The sequence below is a fragment of the Gordonia phthalatica genome, assembly GCF_001305675.1.
GTDB classification, from domain to species: domain Bacteria; phylum Actinomycetota; class Actinomycetes; order Mycobacteriales; family Mycobacteriaceae; genus Gordonia; species Gordonia phthalatica.
Genome location: NZ_CP011853.1, coordinates 3,704,482 through 3,720,194 on the forward strand (window position 1 = coordinate 3,704,482; position 15,713 = coordinate 3,720,194).

General features: G+C 67.9%; 17 protein-coding genes. 11 read left to right on the forward strand and 6 right to left on the reverse strand.

Annotated elements, in window-relative coordinates; genetic code table 11:
• Nucleotides 1-11: 11 nt before the first annotated feature.
• Together mrf and ACH46_RS17410 are read left to right on the forward strand one after the other, a co-directional pair.
• Nucleotides 12-1,274, forward strand: coding sequence for a ribosome hibernation factor-recruiting GTPase MRF (mrf, locus tag ACH46_RS17405; protein ID WP_062394037.1), 1,263 nt, complete (start codon nt 12-14; stop codon nt 1,272-1,274).
• Nucleotides 1,271-1,513, forward strand: coding sequence for a type B 50S ribosomal protein L31 (locus ACH46_RS17410; protein WP_062394038.1), 243 nt, complete (start codon nt 1,271-1,273; stop codon nt 1,511-1,513). The genes mrf and ACH46_RS17410 overlap by 4 nt, the downstream gene beginning before the upstream one ends.
• 1 nt (nt 1,514) lies before the next feature.
• On the opposite strand, the gene ACH46_RS17415 is transcribed toward ACH46_RS17410, so the two are convergent.
• On the reverse strand, nt 1,515-2,648 hold the full coding sequence (locus ACH46_RS17415; protein ID WP_062394039.1) for an NAD(P)H-dependent flavin oxidoreductase: 1,134 nt from the start codon (nt 2,646-2,648) through the stop codon (nt 1,515-1,517).
• A 27-nt stretch (nt 2,649-2,675) separates the two neighbouring features.
• Complete coding sequence (locus tag ACH46_RS17420) at nt 2,676-4,307, reverse strand: acyl-CoA synthetase (protein WP_062394040.1); 1,632 nt, start codon at nt 4,305-4,307, stop codon at nt 2,676-2,678.
• 73 nt (nt 4,308-4,380) lie between these two features.
• On the opposite strand from ACH46_RS17420, the gene ACH46_RS17425 reads away from it, so the two are divergent.
• From ACH46_RS17425 to ACH46_RS17440, 4 genes are all read left to right on the forward strand, one after another.
• A complete protein-coding gene (locus ACH46_RS17425) occupies nt 4,381-5,187 on the forward strand; it encodes a crotonase/enoyl-CoA hydratase family protein (protein WP_120298898.1) in 807 nt (268 codons plus the stop codon).
• 43 nt (nt 5,188-5,230) lie between these two features.
• Entirely contained in the window at nt 5,231-5,641 is a 411-nt protein-coding gene (locus tag ACH46_RS17430; protein WP_062394042.1) for a PaaI family thioesterase, read from the forward strand.
• A 219-nt stretch (nt 5,642-5,860) separates the two neighbouring features.
• Nucleotides 5,861-6,346 (forward strand): hypothetical protein, encoded by a 486-nt coding sequence (locus tag ACH46_RS17435; RefSeq protein ID WP_062394043.1) that lies wholly within the window; start codon nt 5,861-5,863, stop codon nt 6,344-6,346.
• 67 nt (nt 6,347-6,413) lie between these two features.
• On the forward strand, nt 6,414-7,352 hold the full coding sequence (locus ACH46_RS17440) for an RNase H family protein (RefSeq protein ID WP_157851087.1): 939 nt from the start codon (nt 6,414-6,416) through the stop codon (nt 7,350-7,352).
• Nucleotides 7,353-7,372: 20 nt separating this feature from the next.
• Here ACH46_RS17440 and ACH46_RS17445 read toward each other — a convergent pair whose 3' ends face one another.
• Nucleotides 7,373-8,407 (reverse strand): LLM class F420-dependent oxidoreductase, encoded by a 1,035-nt coding sequence (locus ACH46_RS17445; protein WP_062394045.1) that lies wholly within the window; start codon nt 8,405-8,407, stop codon nt 7,373-7,375.
• 59 nt (nt 8,408-8,466) lie between these two features.
• Between ACH46_RS17445 and ACH46_RS17450 the strand changes: the two genes are divergently transcribed.
• The 3 genes from ACH46_RS17450 to ACH46_RS17460 are packed head-to-tail and all read left to right on the forward strand — an operon-like array spanning nt 8,467 to nt 11,744.
• Nucleotides 8,467-9,480 (forward strand): Zn-ribbon domain-containing OB-fold protein, encoded by a 1,014-nt coding sequence (locus ACH46_RS17450; RefSeq protein WP_062394046.1) that lies wholly within the window; start codon nt 8,467-8,469, stop codon nt 9,478-9,480.
• Between the two features lie 18 nt (nt 9,481-9,498).
• The gene (locus ACH46_RS17455) at nt 9,499-10,575 is read left to right on the forward strand and encodes a thiolase domain-containing protein (protein ID WP_062394047.1); all 1,077 of its coding nucleotides are present in this window, start codon (nt 9,499-9,501) and stop codon (nt 10,573-10,575) included.
• Nucleotides 10,575-11,744: a thiolase domain-containing protein gene (locus ACH46_RS17460; RefSeq protein WP_062394048.1), complete on the forward strand. Its 1,170-nt coding sequence runs from the start codon at nt 10,575-10,577 to the stop codon at nt 11,742-11,744. The genes ACH46_RS17455 and ACH46_RS17460 overlap by 1 nt, the downstream gene beginning before the upstream one ends.
• Before the next feature lie 83 nt (nt 11,745-11,827).
• Here the strand turns inward: ACH46_RS17460 and ACH46_RS17465 are convergent, their stop codons facing one another.
• On the reverse strand, nt 11,828-12,160 hold the full coding sequence (locus ACH46_RS17465) for a winged helix-turn-helix transcriptional regulator (RefSeq protein ID WP_062394049.1): 333 nt from the start codon (nt 12,158-12,160) through the stop codon (nt 11,828-11,830).
• Nucleotides 12,161-12,295: 135 nt separating this feature from the next.
• Here ACH46_RS17465 and ACH46_RS17470 point away from each other — a divergent pair, with 135 nt between their 5' ends.
• The gene (locus ACH46_RS17470; RefSeq protein ID WP_062394050.1) at nt 12,296-12,742 is read left to right on the forward strand and encodes a DoxX family protein; all 447 of its coding nucleotides are present in this window, start codon (nt 12,296-12,298) and stop codon (nt 12,740-12,742) included.
• 98 nt (nt 12,743-12,840) lie between these two features.
• Nucleotides 12,841-13,917 carry a 2,3-butanediol dehydrogenase gene (locus tag ACH46_RS17475; RefSeq protein WP_062394051.1) on the forward strand — a complete coding sequence of 359 codons (1,077 nt, stop codon included), beginning with the start codon at nt 12,841-12,843 and terminating at the stop codon, nt 13,915-13,917.
• Between the two features lie 73 nt (nt 13,918-13,990).
• Here ACH46_RS17475 and ACH46_RS17480 read toward each other — a convergent pair whose 3' ends face one another.
• Complete coding sequence (locus ACH46_RS17480) at nt 13,991-14,431, reverse strand: nuclear transport factor 2 family protein (protein ID WP_062394052.1); 441 nt, start codon at nt 14,429-14,431, stop codon at nt 13,991-13,993.
• A gap of 37 nt (nt 14,432-14,468) precedes the next feature.
• Nucleotides 14,469-15,695, reverse strand: coding sequence for a cytochrome P450 (locus ACH46_RS17485; RefSeq protein ID WP_193392994.1), 1,227 nt, complete (start codon nt 15,693-15,695; stop codon nt 14,469-14,471).
• Nucleotides 15,696-15,713: the final 18 nt, after the last annotated feature.

Here is a 15,713-nt window from a genome sequence, read left to right on the forward strand (position 1 = left end):
AAGGAACGAGTGTGGACCCCCTCGAACCCGCCGATCGAACCCCGCTGACCCTGGTCACCGGCCTCGATCGCACCGCCTCAGCACGCATCACCCTCGCCATGCACAACCGCGGCACGGCCACCGTCTCGCACGACCTCCGCAATCTCGAACACGGCGTCGTCACCCGCATCGTGCATCGGATCGACGGCGCGGGCACCGACCGTCTGACCGTCGACGACATCGAGATCGAGCACGGCTGCATCTCGTGCACCGTGCGGCTCAGCCTGATCCCGCTGCTCCGGGAACTGCACGGAGATCCGGAGACCTCCCGGATCGTCGTGACGCTGGATCCGGCGATGGAGCCGGATCGGGTCGCGCTCGAGATCCGCACTCGCGCAGGAGATCAGTTGCAGATCGTCGACACCGTCGTCGGCGTCGACGCCGCGACCTGGCTCACCGCCGCGACCGGCGAGATCACCGTCGCCGAGGCCGGCCTCTCGGTGGACGAGGACGAGCGCACGCTCGCCCAGCTCGCCGTCGCGCAGGTCCGTTTCGCCGACGCGATCGTCATCGAGGGCGCCGACCAGGTCGGCGGGGCGTGGGAGCTCGCACGACTGCACGCCGTGCTGCTCCGGCTGGCGCCGGCCGCAGGCATGCGCACCCTCAACAGCCTGCAGATGCTCGATGCGAAGCTGCTCGCCGGACTGCGTGCATCGGAGACCGACGAGTCACCGCACGGGCGACCGCGACGACCGTTCGATCCGCTGCTCGCCGGTCGGCCGACACTCGACGACGACTGCGGCGTCGCTCTCACGACCTTCGAAGCGAGTCGGCCGTTCCATCCGGAACGACTGCACGAGGCCCTCGACGTCCTGCTCGACGGCGTCGTGGCGTCGCAGGGACGCCTGTGGATCGCGTCGAACCCCGACGACGTCCTGTGGCTCGAGTCGGCAGGCGAGGCGCTGGGCATCCACCACGTCGGACACTGGATCGCCGCCCGCCCCGATGGGGTGGCCGATCCCGAGCATCAGCTCGCGGCGTCCGTCCACTGGGACCCGATCCACGGCGATCGACATTCGAGCATCGTCGTCCTGTGCCACCGCGCCGACCCGGACCAGGTGCGGACCGCACTGGAGGACGCACTGGTGACCGACGCCGAGTTCGCCCTCGGGCCCGACCGTCTCGCCGCACTGCCGTCGCCGTTCGGCCGCAGTCACCAGGACCCGTGCGACGACTTCCCCGCGTCCGAACGCTCACCGCTCTCGTCCGACACCACCGAAGGAGAATCCCGATGAAGCCTGGAATCCACCCCGACTACCACCCGATCGTCGTGCGCGATGCGACCACCGGGACGCAATTCCTCACCCGCTCGACGGTCACCTCGAACGCGACCGTCGAGTGGGAGGACGGGCGCACCTATCCGCTCGTGACCGTCGACGTCACCAGCGACTCGCACCCGTTCTGGACCGGTACGAGTCGTCTGGTGGACGCCGAGGGGCGCGTGGAGCGTTTCAAGCGGAAGTACGGACTGTAGGTCAGTCCAGCGTCGCGTTCATCCGCGCGACGGCGTCCTTGTACTCGGCGACCAGTCCGTCGACCAGTTCCTGGACGGGCGTGATCGCGTTGCAGCGGCCGACGATCTGGCCGGCGGGCATGGCCACGACCTTGGGGTCGTCGGACGCCGAGATCCGCGCGTGGGCCTCGCCGACCAGCAGATTCTGCAGCGGCATGGGCAGCGGATCCGGCGCGCCGGGCGCATCCCAGGCGTCGGTCCACGCGGTCTTGAGCAGTCGTGCGGGCTTGCCGGAGTAGATGCGACGGCGGACGGTGTCGCGAGAGGTCGCGGCCAGCAGCGCCTGCTGCACGGTGGACGGTTCGCCCTCCTTGTGCGCGCCGAGGTTGTACTCGGCGGCGGTGAGCCAGTAGGTGCCCATCCAGACGCCCTGCGCGCCGAGCGCGATCGCGGCGGCGATCTGTCGGCCGCTGCCGACGCCGCCCGCCGCGAGGACCGGGTGGTCGCCGACGGCGTCGACGAGCTCGGGCCACAGGATCATCGAGGTGACCTCGCCGGTGTGGCCGCCGCCCTCGTAGCCCTGCGCGATCACGATGTCGACGCCCGCGTCCACGTGATGCAGCGCATGTTCCTTGGCACCGGCGAGCGCGGCGACCGCCACGCCGTTCTGGTGCGCGAGGTCGATGACGTCGGCCGGCGGCGAGCCGAGGGCGTTGGCGATCAGCTTGATCTGCCCGTACTTGCGGGTGTGTTCCATGGCGACGTCGACGTGCGAGCGCGCCACCGAGTGCAGCCAGCCGAGCACGCCGGTGTTGACACGATCGCCGCCGTCGGGCAGAGGCGGGACGCCGAGGTCGTCGAGCGTGCGCTCCACGAACGCACGGTGCTCCGGCGGGATCATCGAGTCCAGATCCATCTTCGATCCCTCGGTCGGGATCTTGGCGGGCATCACGACGTCGACACCGAAGGGCTTGCCGTCGGTGTTCTCGTGCATCCATTCCAGGACCGCGTCGAGTTCCTCGGTCTCGTTGAACCGGACGCAGCCGAGCACGCCGAGTCCGCCGGCGCGGCTGATCGCGGCGGCGACTTCTTCACTGGGGGTGAACCCGAAGATCGGGTACTCGATCCCGAACTTCTCACACAGTGGGGTCTTCATGAATGTCCTTGTCGTTGAAGGGAGGTTCTAGCAGGCTTCGTCGGCCGGGCGCTGCTCGGTGAGCTCGCGCGCCCAGCGGTAGTCGGGTTTGCCTGCGGGTGAGCGCTTGATGCGGTCGACGAACCACACGCTGCGCGGACACTTGTATCCGGCGAGGTCGACGCGGACCGCCTCCCCGAGCGAGCCGAGCATCGGGCGGCCGGCACCGTCGCGCAGCTGCACCACTGCCGCGACGCGCTGCCCGAACCGCTCATCGGGCACGCCGACGACCACCGCGTCGAAAACGTCGGGATGCGATTTCACCGCGGCCTCGACCTCTTCGGGGAACACCTTCTCGCCGCCGGTGTTGATGGATCCGGATCCGCGGCCGAGCATCGTGATGGTGCCGTCGGCTTCGACGGTCGCGTAGTCACCCGGCATCGAGTAGCGGACGCCGTCGTAGACGACGAAGGTGGCGGCCGATTTCGTGGGGTCGTTGTGATAGCGCAGCGGGATGTGGCCGGACCGCGCGATGCGACCGATCTCCCCGCTGCCGGGTTCCAGACGTCGGCCGTCGTCGGCGAGGACGTGGGTGTTCGGGTCGGCCTTCACCGTGGGCGCGCCCACCCGGCTCTGGCCTTTGACTGCGGCGCTCATGCCGCCGAAGCCGGTCTCCGACGAGCCGATGGCGTCGACGATCACCGCGTTCGGGAAGCGTTCCAGGTAGCGGTCCTTCACCGCCGGGGAGAACAGCGCCGCCGATGACGCCACGGACACGACCGTCGACGTGTCGTAATCGCCCGCCTCCAGCGCCTCGATCATCGGTCGCGCCATGGCGTCTCCGGTGATGAAGACGACGTGGACCCCGTGTCGTTGCACCGCCTCCCACACAGCGTTGGCGTCGAAGTCGGGGTAGACGACGGCTTTCCCGCCGGCGAACAGCGACTGGAAGACGGCCCACTGGCTGCCGCCGTGAATGAACGGCGGGATGGCAAAGCGCACCAGCTGACCGCCCGCGGCACCGGTGCGCGCGTGCTCCCACTCGTCCTCCACCGGCCGCCCGGTGTACCAATCGATGCCGCCGCCGAGGACCCGCCAGACGTCCTCCTGCCGCCAGACGACGCCCTTCGGCTTCCCCGTCGTGCCGCCGGTGTAGAGCATGTAGAGGTCGTCGTCAGAGCGTTCCTCGAAGTCCCGTTCGGTCGACGACGACGCGATCGCGTCCTCGAATCCGGTCACGTCCTCGTCGTCGGTGCCGCACCCGATCGGGCCGTCGGAGCTGTCGTCGACGACGATGCGGTGAGTGATGTCCGTGGCCGTTTTCGATAACACGTTGCACACCCGCGGCGAGTACTGCCGCTCGTGGATCAGCACGGACATCTGCGAGTCGACGAAGATGTGCTCGAGCTCGTTCTCCACGTACCGATAGTTGACGTTCACCATCACCGCGCGGGCCTTGAAGATGGCGACCATCGACTCGACGGCTTCGATGGTGTTTCTGCTGTACAGACCCACTGCATCGCCGGGTTTCACACCCCGGTCGCGCAGCGTGTGCGCGAGCGCGTTCGCCCGCCGATCGAGCTCGGCGTAGGTGCGCGTGACGTCGCCCGACTCGATCGCGACACGGTCGGGCATCAGGTCGACCGCATGCTCGAAAAGGTCTGCGACGGTGAGGGCCATGCCTCAAAACTAGAACGTGTTATCGTTCGCGGCAAGGTATTCGTTGCAGCAGTTCGTCGCACCAGGAGGAATGATGACCGTCGAGAGCACCACCGACGCTCCGGAATGTCTCGTCGAGAAGCGCGGGCACGTCCTGATCGTGACGATGAACCGGCCGCACGCGCGCAACGCGCTGTCCGGTCCGATGATGCGGATCATGGAGCAGGCGTGGGATCAGGTGGACGCCGACCCCGAGATTCGCGTCGCGATCCTAACCGGCGCGGGCGGCTACTTCTGCGCAGGCGCCGACCTCAAGGCGATGAATCAGTCCGCGCCCGGCGACTCGTTCGCGAAGGGCGGCTGGGACCTCACCAAACTCCCCGCCCTCCTCAAGGGCCGCCGGCTGTCCAAGCCGCTGATCGCCGCGGTCGAGGGTCCCGCGATCGCCGGCGGTACCGAGATCCTGCAGGGCACGGACATCCGCGTCGCCGGTGAGAGCGCCAAGTTCGGCGTCTCCGAAGCGAAGTGGGGCCTGTTCCCGCTCGGCGGCAGCGCAGTCCGCCTGGTCCGCCAGATCCCGTACACGATCGCCGCCGACATCCTCCTGACCGGCCGCCACATCACCGCCGCCGAAGCCAAGGAGTACGGCCTCATCGGCCACCTGGTGCCCGACGGCACCGCCCTCGACAAGGCCCTGGAGATCGCCGACCAGATCGCCGCCAACGGCCCCCTGGCAGTCCAGGCGATCCTCAAGACCATCCGAGACAGCGAGGGCCTGCACGAGGAGGAGGCCTTCAAGATCGACGCCGAGCTGGGCGCCACGGTGTTCCAGTCCAACGACGCGAAGATCGGTCCACGCGCGTTCGCGAACAAGCAGAAGCCGGAGTTCACCGGGGAGTAAGGGCAGTTGACCCGCACCACCTCGTCGAGCACCCTCACAGAGCATGGACATCACTCTCGCTCAAGCCGTACTCGACGCCCAGCCCTTCAGCCGTCTCCTCAATGCGCGGATCACCGAGGTCGGTGACCGCCACGTCGTCCTGGAGGTGCCGATCGACGACCGTCTCCGCCAGCAGTTCGGCCTCGTCCACGGCGGCGTGCTGTCGTACCTGGCCGACAACTCCTTGACCTTCGCCGCCGGCATAGCGCTCGGCGAGAGCGTGCTGACCAGTGGATTCACCATCGATTACCTGGCCGCGGCGCGGGACGGGGACGTGGTCCGGGCCACCGCGACGCTGACGCACGGCGGTCGCCGCAAGGCGTCGACGCGGTGCGAGATCGAGGTCGTCGCCGCGGACGGAACGGCGAAGCTGTGCGCCGTCGCCATGGGCACCTCGCTGTCGACCGCCGCGTAGCCCAACGGGTGTCATTCACCCGACAGACAGCACAGTGCCGACGCCGAGGAATCGCGGTACGAAGGAATGGACCACGAACTCGGCTCGGCGACGCGGCGGCGACATCGGATCCCCGATGCCGTCGCCGCTACCTTTGAACCCCGGAGTCGACAGGTGTGACCTGTAACACCATCACCCGATCGGACGACACTCTGAGTACGAAGCCCACGGGAAGATCGGATGACCACCGAAATGCGCCACCAGACCGCCCGCAAGATCGCCGCCACGGCCGTCGCCCTCGCCGCGACCGCCGCGTCCGTCGCCGCGCCCGGCACCGCGAACGCGGACCAGAGCAAGACCTACGCCATGCACGACTGCATCAACATCAGCCCGAACATCGTCGACATGCCGTATCGGCCGTACCGCGTGATCGTCTCGAAGTACCTCTCGAACACCTACCTGGTGATCGACTACACCAGCTACTGGATCGGCGTCGGCTACGACTCGGCCGCGCGGCTGGACTGGAAGAACCTCACGACGGGTCAGAAGGGCACACGCATCGCGCGCAATCACATCTCGCCGCCGTATCCGGGCACCCATCAGTTCCAGATCCCGACGGCGAAGCTGGGCCCGGGCAAGGTGAAGCTGACGCTGAGCACCGTCAACAGCAACGCGCTGTGGGCCGTCCCCGCACGCAGCTGCAGCGGCGTCATCGTCACTCCGTGACGCGACCGGAATTGTCGTAGGCCGGCGATACCTTGCCTTCACGAACCCACCCGTGAAGGAGGCCCCGATGTCCCCGATCCCCGTTGCCCGCCCGTTGGCTCCCGGCATCATCCTCCCCCGCCGATTGCCTCGGCACACCGTCCACCTGGCGGTATCGCGAAGTCAGTTCGGTCGGTGCCGGTATCTGGCGACGTCGACGCTCGGCAGGTGGTCCGCGATCGTCGCGACCGACCATCCGCGAGTCGCGCTGCTCGACGCCGTCCAGGCAGTCCGATCGGCGATTCCCGATGGCCACATCGCGCGAGTCGCCGTCAGGCTTGCCGGGCCGGCGATGACCCGACCGCTGCTCACCGACTTCGAAGCGTGCTTCCCTCAGATGCTGATCGAGCGTGAAACGGCGGCCGACGGTGCTGCACTCGACCGGATTCAGGCCGACCTCGACGCCCGGATGCGGGCCGACGCGGCCTGCGTCCCGCCGCTGGTCGTGGCGACCGACGGCTCCGTCGTGAAGAAGGCGACCGGCAGCGGGTGGCTCACTGAACTCGGCGACCACGGCCTGCGCACCTACCCTGCTCGTCCGTACTGGAATCACGGGTATCGCGTCATCGCCGCGGAGCTCCGTGCCGTGGCCTCGGCGATGGACGCCATCCCCCACCGCCGCTTGCAGTTCCTCATCGACAGCCGGCCTGCGATCACCGCACTGCTTCGGTGGCAGCGCAGCGGCCCCAGCGCACTCAGCACCTTCGACAACGCCGTCGACGACTCCCGGACGCTGTCGAGACTGCGCACACGGGTCGGCGACGAACGCGAGCGCCTCGACTTCACCTGGGTGCCGGGCCACGGCGGGGTCCCCCTCAACGAGGGGGCCGACTCTCTCGCGAAGTTGGCCCGTCTGCGCATGCAGGGAGTGGTGCCCGTCGACGAGTACCCGACCCGCGCCGCGGCGATCGCCACCGCGTTCGCCGACCAGCATCGAGCCGGTACCCACGAATCTGTGGCCGCTTAGGACGCGGGCCTAGACCCGGCCTAGACCAGCGCACCCAACTGCTGCACCGTCTCGACGTCCTTCGCCGTCACCATGAGCGTCGTGACCCCGGCGGCTTCCCAGACCTTGATCTGATCTCGGACCTCGTCGGCGGTTCCGACGAGCATGGTCTCGCGGACCATCTCGTCGGGGACAGCGGCGACGGCCTCGGCCTTTCGACCGGCGCGGAAGAGTCGGCCGATGTCGTCGACCACTTCCTGGTAGCCCATGCGGCAATAGAGGTCGGCGTGGAAGTTCTTCTCCGCGGCTCCCATCCCGCCGACGTACAGGGCCGTCGACGGGCGGTACCGGTCGAGGGCCGCGGCGACGTCGTCGGTGATGACGCACTGAACGGTCGCGGAGATCTCGAAGTCCTCGCGTGATCGACGCGCTCCCGGCCTGGCGAAGCCCTCGTCGAGCCACTCGTCGTACATGCCGCGCAGCCGCGGCGTGTAGAAGATCGCGAGCCAGCCGTCGGCGATCTCGGCGGTCTGCGCCACGTTCTTCGGCCCCTCCGCGCCGAGCCAGATCGGAATGTCGGCACGCAGCGGATGCACGATCGGCTTCAGCGGTTTGCCCAGCCCGGTGACGCCGGGACCGTCGCGCAGCGGCAGCGGGTAGTGCGGGCCGTCGTTGGTGACGGCGCCCTCGCGAGCCAGGACGTCACGGACCACGCGCACGTATTCGCGGGTCCGCGCAAGCGGTTTCGCGAAGGGCTGGCCGTACCAGCCCTCCACCACCTGCGGCCCGGAGACGCCGAGCCCGATGATGTGCCGACCGCCGGAGAGGTGATCGATCGTCAGCGCGGCCATCGCCAGCGACGTCGGCGGGCGGGCCGACATCTGCGACACCGCGGTGCCGAGCCGGAGCGTGCTGGTCGCCGCTCCCCACCAGGCCAGCGGCGTGTACGTATCCGAGCCCCACGACTCCGCGGTGAACACCGAGTCGAAGCCCGATTCCTCTGCCGCGCGCAACAATTCAGGGACGCCGTCGGGCGGCTGCGCGCCCCAATATCCCAGCTGGAGGCCAAGTTTCACTGCGGAGTCCTTCCGTCAAACCCTTGCGAACCAATACTAGAACGTGTTCTACTTTGCTCGTGTCCAATAGTGCAACCCACCCGTCCCCCGAGGTGCAGGTACCCGCACCCGAGTCACACATTCTGTCCGCGGAGCTGACCAACACCTTCGCCTACACACGCTCACTCGGACCGGTCCTGTCCCAGTTCGCCCTCGCTCTGCGCGACGGCCGCATCGTCGGCAGCCGCGGCTCCGACGGCCGCGTCACCACGCCGCCCGCCGAGTTCGACCCGGTCACCGGAGCCCTCACCACCGACCTCGTCGAGGTCGCCTCCGTCGGCACCGTCCAGAGCTGGTCGTGGCAGCCCGGCCCCTACGACGGCCACCCCCTCGACAAGCCCTTCGCGTTCGCCCTCATCAAGCTCGACGGCTCCGACACCGCCCTGCTGCACGCGGTGGACGCCGACGACCCGTCGCAGATGAGCGTCGGCGCCCGCGTTCACGCCGTGTGGCATCCGGTGCGGACCGGCTCCATCACCGACATCGCTCACTTCAGTCTCGGCGAGGACGCCACCGCCGCACCGGATCCGACCGGTGACATGACCGTCGACGACGCGGGCAACGTGGTGATCTCCACCCCGATCACGACGACGATCATGCACTCGGCCGCCGAGGCCGAGAGCTGGTATCTGGAGGGACTGAAGAACGGCAAGCTGATCGGCGGCCGTGTCCAGACCGGCGAGGTCTACTTCCCGCCGCGCTACGTGAGCCCCGCCGACGGCAGCCCGACCGTCGAGCGCGTCGAGGTCTCCGACACCGGCACCATCACCACGTTCTGCATCGTCAACGTGCCGTTCCTGGGCCAGCAGATCAAGCCGCCGTACGTGGCGGCCTACGTGCTGCTCGACGGCGCCGACATCCCGTTCCTGCACCTGGTCCTCGACGTCGACGCCGCAGAGGTCCGGATGGGCATGCGCGTGAATGCCGTGTGGCGCCCGCAGGCGGAGTGGGACCACACGATGCGCAACATCAGCCACTTCGCCCCGAACGGCGAGCCCGACGCCGACTTCGAGTCGTACCGGCACCACCTCTAGAGCGGGAAGGAAAACCACATGAGTTCACAGAATCTCCCCGCGTCGAATCTGCCCAGAATCGCAGTCGTGGGATTCGCACACAGCACCAACGACCTCGCGTCCACCGGCACCACCAACGGCGTCGAGATGCTGGTCCCCTGCTTCCAGCAGTTGTACAGCGATCTCGGCATCAGCCGCACCGACATCGGTTTCTGGTGCAGCGGGTCGTCGGACTACCTGGCGGGCCGTGCGTTCTCGTTCATCTCGGCCATCGACGCCATCGGCGCCGTGCCGCCGATCAACGAGTCGCACGTCGAGATGGACGGCGCCTGGGCGCTGTACGAGGCGTGGATCAAGATCGCGACCGGCGAGGTCGACGTCGCCCTGGCCTACGGCTTCGGCAAGGCCTCGGCCGGAGACTCCGATCGGACTCTCGCCCTCCAGACCGATCCGTACACCGTGCTGCCGCTGTTCCCCGACGCCCGGTCACTTGCCGGACTGCAAGCCCGCGCCGGTCTGGAGTCGGGTGCGTGGACCGAGGCCGACATGGCCGCCGTCGCCGCCCGGACCACCGGAAAGTCGGTCGACGAGCTGCTGGCCGCCGACTACGTCGCCGATCCGCTGCGCGCCCACGATATCGCGCCGTACACCGACGCCGGCGCGGCAGTGATCCTCGCGTCCGAGGAACGGGCCCGCGAGTTGGTCGAGAATCCGGCGTGGATCACCGGCTGGGACCACCGCCTGGACACTCCGAACTTCGGTGCCCGCGACCTGACACGATCGCCGTCCACCGCGATGGCCGCCGACACCGCGTTCGGCGACCGGTCACGCGATGTCGATGTCGCCGAGATCTACGCGCCCTACACGCATCAGGAGCTGATCGTGAAGCGCGAGCTCGGCATCGGCGATCGCACTCGCATCAACCCGTCCGGCGGCGCCCTGACCGGCCACTCGCTGTTCTCGGCAGGACTGCAGCGCATCGGCTACGCCGCGCACGAGATCTTGACCGGCACCGCCGACACCGCCGTCGCGCACGCCACCAGCGGCCCGCTGCTGCAGCAGAACATGGTCGTCACGCTCGCGAGCGAGAAGTCGCTCGCAGGAGGAGAGAACTGATGAGCCGCAATCGCGTCGCGGTCCTCGGAACCGGCCAGACCAAATACGTCGCCAAGCGCCTCGACATCACCATGGCGGGCATGGTCCGCGAGGCCATCGACCGCGCACTGGCCGACGCCCACCTGACGATGGACGACATCGACGCCATCGCCATCGGCAAGGCTCCCGACCTGTTCGAGGGATCGATGATGCCCGAGCTGTCGATGGCCGAAGCCATCGGCGCTGTCGGGAAACCGCTGCTCCGCGTGCACACCGCGGGCTCGGTGGGAGCATCGACGGCGATCGTCGGCGCGTCGATGGTCGGCAGCGGCATCCACCGCCGGGTGCTGGCCGTCTCGTGGGAGAAGCAGTCCGAATCGAACGCCATGTGGGCGCTGTCGATCCCGGTCCCGTTCACCATGCCGGTCGGTGCGGGTGCGGGCGGCTTCTTCGCGCCGCACGTGCGGTCGTACATCCACAACTCGGGAGCGCCCGAGCACATCGGTGCGATGGTCGCAGCCAAGGACCGCCGCAACGGCGCCAAGAACCCGCTCGCGCACCTGCACCAGCCCGACCTGACGGTCGAGAAGGTGATGGCCTCCCAGATGCTGTGGGACCCCATCCGTTTCGACGAGACCTGCCCGTCGTCCGACGGCGCGTGCGCCGTGGTCCTCGGCGACGAGGCCACCGCCGACGACGCGATCGCCGAGGGACGGAAGGTCGCGTGGGTGCACGCCACCGCGATGCGCACCGAGCCGCTGTCCTACTCGCACCGCAATGTGGTCAGCCCGCAGGCCGGGCGCGACGCATCCGCGGCGCTCTGGCGCGACGCCGGGATCACCAACCCCCTGGAAGAGGTCGACACGGCGGAGATCTACGTGCCGTTCTCGTGGTTCGAGCCGATGTGGCTGGAGAACCTCGGGTTCATGCCCGAGTACCAGGGGTGGAAGTTCACCGAGGCCGGCGAGACCGAGATCGGCGGCAAGCTGCCGGTGAACGCGTCCGGCGGCGTGCTGTCGTCGAACCCGATCGGCGCGTCCGGAATGATCCGCTGTGCCGAGGCCGCGATCCAGGTGATGGGCAAGGGCGGCGACCACCAGGTCCCGGACGTCCGCAAGGCCTTCGGCCACGCCTACGGCGGCGGTTCACAGTACTTCTCGATGTGGCTGCTGGGGGCCGACAAGCCGTAGCGGGCCAGAACCCGACCGCAACGCAGAACGTTGGCGACATCTTGCCGCTCAGAGCGGCAAGATGTCGCCAACGTTCTTCTTCGCTACGCCACCTGCTCGGGCATGTTGTTCTGAACGGCCTCCACCAGGGCTCGGACGGCGGCCGCGACGGCCTCGCCCGCCGACGTGAGCGCGTATTCCGGATGCGAGGGCTTGTCCTCGGACATCGTGCGGGTCACCAAACCGTCGCCGACCAGCGTCTTGAGGGTCTGCGTCAGCATGCGATCGCTGATGCCCTCCACTTCCTCACGCAATTCCCAGAAACGCTTCGGCACAGTGCTGAGCTTGCCCATGAGAAGGGCTCCCCAACGCCCGGTGACGTGCGAAAACACCTCGCGCGACGGGCACTGCTTCGCGAAGACGTCGAAGGGGATCATGCTTCGATGCTAGCGCGCAGGGCTTGAACTTACGAAAAGTAAGTGATTGAATCTTGCCGTCGCCTCGACTACCGGCGGGGCCGACGACGACACCGCCCGGTGTCACCGACGACCTCACACAGGGAGCCCCGCTTCATGAACACCATCAAGACCGGCCAGTCGCTGACCGTCACCATCGGCCGCGTGATCCTCGGCATCATCTTCATCGCCCACGGATGCCAGAAGTTCTTCGTCTGGGGCATGGACAACGTCGCCACCAACTTCGAGGCCATGGGTGCTCCCGTGCCGTCGCTGTCGGCATGGGTCGCCGCGATCGCCGAACTGGTCGGCGGCGGATTGCTGGTCATCGGTCTAGCAACCCCGATCGTCGCGGCCATCCTGATCCTCGACATGATCGGCGCCATCTTCATCGCCCACATCGATTACGGCTTCTGGGTCGGCGACGGCGGCTACGAGCTCGCCCTCGCCCTGATCGCCGGCCTGCTGGCCGTCGGCTTCGTCAACCAGGGACCGCTGGCCGTCGACTCCTACCTGCTGAAGGCGGCGGGCAAGGACGACGCACGGGAATCGATCGACGCCTGAGACCCCGCCGACAAGCGTTGCAACCGTCTGCAACGCTTGTCGGCGTCTGGCGCGGCGATCAGAGTGGGGTCCCCGACCGCTCTACGAGAGGACCCACCATGAGAGCCGCCCGCTACTACGACCGCGGAGACGTCCGCATCGAGAACATCGACGATCCCGTCGTGCAGCCGAGAATGGTGGGCATCGACGTCGCCTGGTGCGGCATCTGCGGCACCGATCTCCACGAGTACGCCGACGGTCCGATCTTCATCCCGCCCGCACACCATCCGCAGCCGCTCAGCGGTGAGAGCGCGCCGGTCACCATCGGCCACGAGATGTCCGGCGTGGTGTCCTCGGTCGGCGAGGGCGTCACCGACCTGGCCGTCGGCGACCACGTGGTGGTGGAGCCGTACATCATCGCCGACGACGTCGACACCGGCCCCGACAGCCACGACTACCACCTCTCTCCCGACATGAACTTCATCGGCCTCGGCGGGTGCGGCGGCGGGCTCGCCGAGCGGATCGCCGTGAAACGGCGCTGGGTGCACAAGATCTCGCCGTCGGTCCCGCTCGATCAAGCCGCGCTGATCGAGCCGCTCGCCGTCGGCTTCCACGCAGTCCAGCGCAGCGGAGCCGGCGCCGGGGCCGTCGCGCTGATCACCGGTGCCGGCCCGATCGGCCTGCTGACGGCCGCCAACTGCCGAGCGCGCGGCATCTCGGTGATCATCAGCGAGCCCAGCCCGCTGCGCCGCGCGAAGGCGACCGAGACCGGGGTCGCCGACCACGTTCTCGATCCGGCGTCGGAGGACGTCCTCGCCCGGGTGCGCGAGCTGACCGGCGGCCGCGGCGCCGATGTGGGTTTCGAATGCACGTCGGTGCAGGCCGCCCTCGACACCCTGCTCGACGCGCTCAAGCCGACCGCCGTCCTGGTGGTGGTGTCGATCTGGGGGCACCCGGCCTCCGTCGACATGCAGAAGCTGGTGCTCAAGGAGATCGACATGCGCGGCACCATCGCCTACGTGAACAGCCACCCGGAGACGATCGCGTTGGTCGAGAGCGGCGAGATCGACCTCGCCCCGTTCATCACCGGCAAGATCGGCCTCGACCAGCTGGTCAGCGAAGGTTACGACACCCTGCTGCACCGCAACGAGACGGCGGTCAAGATCCTGGTCTCGCCGTCCGGCGCCGGTCTCTGATCCGAGCCGGAGACGACCGAGCCCCGTCCATTCGTTGAATGGACGGGGCTCGGCGTTCGGGCCGATGGTCGCGTCAGGCCTTCCGCGTCGAGGCGATGGTCGCCTCGACCTCCCAATAGGCGCGGAGCGCCTGCATCTTGCCGTCGGCGTCGGCCCGGTACGTGAACACACCCTCAGCCTCGGAGATGTGTCCAGCGATGTACGTGACGATCTTGCCGATGTACGCCACCTCGTCGCCGCAGATGATCTCCTTCTCGAACTGGAAGTCGATCTTCTCCGTCGGCGCGATCGCCTTGTCCCAGAACGCCGACAGCCCCTCGGCGCCCCGGTGACCCTTACCCTCTTCGTCGAACATCGACGGCCCCACCGGATCCTCGACGGATCCGGTGGCCGAGAAGTTGTCGAGCCAGGCCTGCTTGTCGCGGACCTCGACCGCATCGCGGGAACGACGGCCGGCGAGCACGGCCGGATGGTTCTCGCGATCGATGTTCAGGTAGGCGGGAGCCTCGCTCATTGCTCGGTTCCTGGGCGCGAAGCGTTCAGCGAACCGCTCATTTCACAGTTCCATAATCGACCTGGAGCTCCTTGATGCCGTTGATCCAGCCGTGGCGCAGACGACGGGGGTCGCCGAGCTTGCTGATGTCGGGCACCATGTCCGCCAGGGCGTTGAACATCAGGTTGATCTCCATGCGGGCCAGGTTGGCTCCGATGCAGAAATGAGTTCCGTTGCCGCCGAAGCCAACGTGCGGGTTCGGGTCGCGCAGGATGTTGAACGTGAACGGGTCCTCGAAGACGTCCTCGTCGAAGTTGGCCGAACCGTAGAACATGCCGACACGCTGACCGGCCTTGATGTCGACGCCGCCGACCTGCGTGTCGCGCTTGGCGGTGCGCTGGAAGACGTTGACGGGGGTGGCCCAGCGAACGATCTCGTCGACCGCGGTGGCCGGCCGCTCCTTCTTGAAGAGCTCCCACTGCTCGGGGTTCTCCAGGAAGGCGTTCATGCCGTGCGTGATCGCGTTGCGCGTGGTCTCGTTGCCCGCGACGGTCAGCAGGATGAAGAAGAAGCCGAACTCCGCCTCGGTGAGTCCGTGGCCGTCGATATCGGCCTCGACCAACTGGGTGACAATGTCGTCGGCCGGGCACTTCTTGCGCGACTCGGCCATGTTGTAGCCGTAGCCCAGGATCTCCATGTTGGCGGTGAGCGGATCCGTCGTGAACTCGGGATCGTCGCCGTTCATCATCGAGTTGGACCAGTCGAACAGCTTCATCCGGTCTTCTTCGGGCACGCCGAGGAGGTCGGCGATCGCCAGGAGCGGCAGGTCGACGGCCACCTGGTGGACGAAGTCGCCGGAGCCGGCCTCGGCGGCACGGCGGACGATGTCGCGAGCGGCGTCGTCGAGCTTCTCCTCGAGGGCGTGGACCGCCTTCGGGGTGAACGCACGCGAGACCACCTTGCGCAGACGGGTGTGATCCGGCGGATCGTGGTTGATCAGCAGAGACTTGGTGACCTCGATCTGCTCCGCGGGCATGTCGTCCTCGAAGCGGATGATGACGCCGTTCTCGTTGGCCGACCAGTCGTCCGCATTCTTGGAGATCTCGCGGATGTGCTCGTGTTTCGTGACGGCCCAGTATCCGCCGTCGTGGAAGCCGCCACCCTTGCCGGGCAGCTGAGCGTTCCACCAGACCGGGGCGGTTTTACGCAGCTGCGCGAACTCCTGGACGGGAACACCTTCCAGCAGCAGGTCGGGGTCGGTGAAATCCCACCCCTCCTGATGCATGAACGGACACGTGCCGGA

Excerpts from the sequence above, each read along its gene's own strand:
- ACH46_RS17410 (WP_062394038.1), top strand. The coding sequence starts at position 1,271 with ATGAAGCCTGGAATCCACCCCGACTACCACCCGATCGTCGTGCGCGAT.
- ACH46_RS17415 (WP_062394039.1), bottom strand. The coding sequence starts at position 2,648 with ATGAAGACCCCACTGTGTGAGAAGTTCGGGATCGAGTACCCGATCTTC.
- ACH46_RS17420 (WP_062394040.1), bottom strand. The coding sequence starts at position 4,307 with ATGGCCCTCACCGTCGCAGACCTTTTCGAGCATGCGGTCGACCTGATG.
- ACH46_RS17425 (WP_120298898.1), top strand. The coding sequence starts at position 4,381 with ATGACCGTCGAGAGCACCACCGACGCTCCGGAATGTCTCGTCGAGAAG.
- ACH46_RS17430 (WP_062394042.1), top strand. The coding sequence starts at position 5,231 with ATGGACATCACTCTCGCTCAAGCCGTACTCGACGCCCAGCCCTTCAGC.
- ACH46_RS17435 (WP_062394043.1), top strand. The coding sequence starts at position 5,861 with ATGACCACCGAAATGCGCCACCAGACCGCCCGCAAGATCGCCGCCACG.
- ACH46_RS17440 (WP_157851087.1), top strand. The coding sequence starts at position 6,414 with ATGTCCCCGATCCCCGTTGCCCGCCCGTTGGCTCCCGGCATCATCCTC.
- ACH46_RS17455 (WP_062394047.1), top strand. The coding sequence starts at position 9,499 with ATGAGTTCACAGAATCTCCCCGCGTCGAATCTGCCCAGAATCGCAGTC.
- ACH46_RS17460 (WP_062394048.1), top strand. The coding sequence starts at position 10,575 with ATGAGCCGCAATCGCGTCGCGGTCCTCGGAACCGGCCAGACCAAATAC.
- ACH46_RS17465 (WP_062394049.1), bottom strand. The coding sequence starts at position 12,160 with ATGATCCCCTTCGACGTCTTCGCGAAGCAGTGCCCGTCGCGCGAGGTG.
- ACH46_RS17470 (WP_062394050.1), top strand. The coding sequence starts at position 12,296 with ATGAACACCATCAAGACCGGCCAGTCGCTGACCGTCACCATCGGCCGC.
- ACH46_RS17475 (WP_062394051.1), top strand. The coding sequence starts at position 12,841 with ATGAGAGCCGCCCGCTACTACGACCGCGGAGACGTCCGCATCGAGAAC.
- ACH46_RS17480 (WP_062394052.1), bottom strand. The coding sequence starts at position 14,431 with ATGAGCGAGGCTCCCGCCTACCTGAACATCGATCGCGAGAACCATCCG.
- ACH46_RS17485 (WP_193392994.1), bottom strand. The coding sequence starts at position 15,695 with ATGCATCAGGAGGGGTGGGATTTCACCGACCCCGACCTGCTGCTGGAA.